Genomic DNA, 2,885 nt, shown 5'->3' on the forward strand with positions numbered 1-2,885 from the left:
CCGCACCGGCCGAAACCCCGAGTACGTCCAGTACGAGGGCTTCCGGCCGGCACGCCGAGAGCATGCACCGGACGCCGCTCCTCAACGGGCAAACGCTGCCTGCCGCGGCTAGCTAGGGGGTCTCCCCGAGCCCGCGCAGCAACTCCGGCAGTGCCGTGCCGATGGGATCGCGGACGATCTCGTCGGCACGGTCGTCGTACGGGGTCGGCTCGGCGTTGACGATGATCAGGCGGGCGCCGTGGTCGGCGGCCACACCGGCGAGACCGGCGGCGGGCTGGACCTGAAGGCTCGTGCCGACGGCCACGAAGACCTGGCAGGCCTTGCTGATGGCGGCCGACTCGCCGAGGACGACGGGGTCGAGCCGCTCACCGAACATCACCGTCGCCGGCTTCAGGATCCCGCCGCATTCCAGGCACGGCGGGTCCTCCTCACCGGCCTCGACCCGGGCGAGCGCGTCCGCCATCGGACCGCGGACGTGGCAACCGGTGCAGACGACACTGCGGGCCGACCCGTGCAGTTCGAGCACCTTGCGGGCGGGCATCCCGGCCAGCTGGTGCAGCCCGTCCACGTTCTGCGTGATCACCCGCACCGGCACCCCGGACCGCTCCAGCTCCGCCACCGCCCGGTGCGCGGCGTTGGGCTCGGCCCGCAGCGCCCCCGTCTCCCGCCGCATCAGCCAGGAGCGGCGGCGGATCTCGGCATCGCCCATGTAGTGCTCGTACGTGACGAGCTTCTCGGCCTCGGGATCCCGCCGCCACAGCCCGTCGGGCCCGCGGTAGTCCGGGATGCCGGAATCCGTGCTGATGCCGGCACCGGTGAGCAGGGCGACGAGCGGTTTGGTCATGCCACCGACAGTAGGACGGGCCGCGGCGCGGCGGCGAGCGGTTATCGAACAGGACGCCGCGGGGTGAGCGGCCGGACGGGTCAGAACACCCGCCGGCCGTTCTCCAGCTCCGCCGTGCCGGACCCGTCCGCCAGCACGTCCAGCGCGGCCAGGACGCGGCCGCCGAGGGATCCCGGCAGATACTCGGGCAGTTCCCCGCGCGCGACCAGCCGCCAGGAGAGCAGTTCCTCCTCCTGGAGACGGATCGTCTTGAGCTCGTCCTCGCTCAGCACCCCGCCGTCGTACAGGTACGCCACCAGCGGCGGGCGGCCCGTGCCGTGCACCCAGTCCACCGCCAGCAGCTTGCCGAGCTCCCGGTCCAGGCCGATCTCCTCGGCCGTCTCGCGCCGCGCGCCCTGCCGCGGGGTCTCGCCGTCGTCGGACTCGACGGTGCCGCCCGGGCAGCGCCCAGCCCTCCCGGTAGTTGGGCTCGACGAGCAGCACACGGCCCTCGCCGTCCCGGAACAGCGCGGCGGCGCCGGCCAGGACGCGGGGCAGGGAGGCGATGTAGGTGGCGAAATCAGGAGAAGTGGTCATCGGTGCAGGGTAACCACCGGACCCTGCCCCCTGCCCCGGCGGTCAGGCCGCAGGCTCCGCCAGCCGCAGCGTCCGCTGCGCCAGCTCGCTGATCCGCACCCCGTCGAAGCCGAACACCGCGCTGCGGACCGTGTCCTCCAGCGGGGTCTTCCACTGGTCGGGGATGGCGGCCGCCCCGCAGAACACGCCGGCCACCGAACCCGCGGTCGCGCCGTTGGAGTCGGTGTCGAGGCCGCCGCGGACGGTCAGGGTGATGGTGCGGGTGAAGTCGCCGTCGCCGTAGAGCAGACCGGCCGTGAGTACGGCCGCGTTCGGGACGGTGTGGATCCAGCCCATGCCGGCGGTCTCCTCGGTGACCGTGGTGAGCGTGTCCTCCCAGGACATGCGGGTTTCGTGCAGCGAGACCACCCGCCGCACCGTGCGAGCCAGGCGGCTGCTCGCCGGGATCACGGCCAGGGCCTCGTCGACGGCGTGCCGCACGGTGGGCGCCGTGAACGCCGCCGCGATCAGCCCCGCCGCCCACATCGCCCCGTAGACCCCGTTGCCGGTGTGCGACAGCACCGCGTCCCGGCGGGCCAGCAAGGCGGCCCGGCGCGGGGCACCCGGGCAGGTCCAGCCGTAGACGTCGGCGCGGATGAGGGCGCCGATCCACTCCTGGTACGGGTTGTCGTACGTCGCCGTCAGCGGCGGCTTCAGCCCGCCCGCGAGGTTGCGGTACGCCACCCGCTCGGCGGTGAACGTCTGCAGATACGGCAGCCGCAGCAGCCACAGGTCGCCGACCTGCTCCGTGCTGAAGCCGAAGCCGTGGGTCTCCAGCAGGTCGAGGCCGAGGATCGCGTAGTCGATGTCGTCGTCACGGCAGCTGCCGTGGATGCGGCCGCGGACGCACTGGCGCCATTCGGGGCGCAGCTCGAACCCGTCGTGCTCGCTGATCGGCTCGGGCAGGTAGTCGGTGAGGGGGAGGGCCGCGGCCTGTCCGAGGTAACGGTCGATGCGGTCGCGTGTCCACACCTCGCCCTGTTCGACCGGCTTGCCGAGCATGTTTCCCGCGATGCGGCCCGTCCAGCCGCCGAGGATGCGGCCGGCCAGGTCTGTGTCGGTGTGCGCAGGGGCCATGGTTACGGTCTACCCGCTTCGGTGGCTGTGGGCGCGTCGTCCGCGGGTTGGGCAGATGCTGACGGCTGGGGTGTCCTCCGGTTAAGGTCACAGCGGCGCGACTGGCCTTGACATGCGTGAGGGCCCGGAGAGCAAGGGGAGTGCAAGTGGCGGACGCTGCAGTGAGCGGCACCCGTGGGACACAGCGGGTGCTCGTCGCCGCGGACAAGTTCAAGGGGTCGCTGACGGCCGTCGAGGTCGCCGAGCGGGTCACGGCCGGACTGCGCCGGGTCCTGCCCGGCCTCGAGGTCGAGACTTTACGGTGACGTAGCCCCATGCGCCCGGCTTGTCGTTGCGGCCCTTGTTGCAC

General features: G+C 72.6%; 2 protein-coding genes and 2 pseudogenes. 1 reads left to right on the forward strand and 3 read right to left on the reverse strand.

Features of this window, described 5'->3' with window-relative positions; all coding sequences use genetic code 11:
- Positions 1-112 precede the first annotated feature (112 nt).
- The 3 genes and pseudogenes from ABZ281_RS44625 to ABZ281_RS44635 all read right to left on the reverse strand — a co-directional run bounded on the left by ABZ281_RS44625 (position 113) and on the right by ABZ281_RS44635 (position 2,536).
- Entirely contained in the window at positions 113-844 is a 732-nt protein-coding gene (locus ABZ281_RS44625; RefSeq protein WP_356664020.1) for a Sir2 family NAD-dependent protein deacetylase, read from the reverse strand.
- 80 nt (positions 845-924) lie between these two features.
- Positions 925-1,420 (reverse strand): annotated as a pseudogene (locus tag ABZ281_RS44630) (NUDIX hydrolase).
- 42 nt (positions 1,421-1,462) lie between these two features.
- Positions 1,463-2,536 carry an ADP-ribosylglycohydrolase family protein gene (locus tag ABZ281_RS44635; RefSeq protein ID WP_356664022.1) on the reverse strand — a complete coding sequence of 358 codons (1,074 nt, stop codon included), beginning with the start codon at positions 2,534-2,536 and terminating at the stop codon, positions 1,463-1,465.
- Between the two features lie 146 nt (positions 2,537-2,682).
- Between ABZ281_RS44635 and ABZ281_RS44640 the strand changes: the two are divergent.
- Positions 2,683-2,835 (forward strand): annotated as a pseudogene (locus tag ABZ281_RS44640) (glycerate kinase); the annotation flags it as partial.
- Positions 2,836-2,885 lie beyond the last annotated feature (50 nt).

Source organism: Streptomyces sp. NPDC006265 (genome assembly GCF_040613555.1).
GTDB lineage: Bacteria > Actinomycetota > Actinomycetes > Streptomycetales > Streptomycetaceae > Streptomyces.

Coding starts and splice junctions, on each gene's coding strand:
- ABZ281_RS44625 (WP_356664020.1), bottom strand. CDS start 844: ATGACCAAACCGCTCGTCGCCCTGCTCACCGGTGCCGGCATCAGCACG.
- ABZ281_RS44635 (WP_356664022.1), bottom strand. CDS start 2,536: ATGGCCCCTGCGCACACCGACACAGACCTGGCCGGCCGCATCCTCGGC.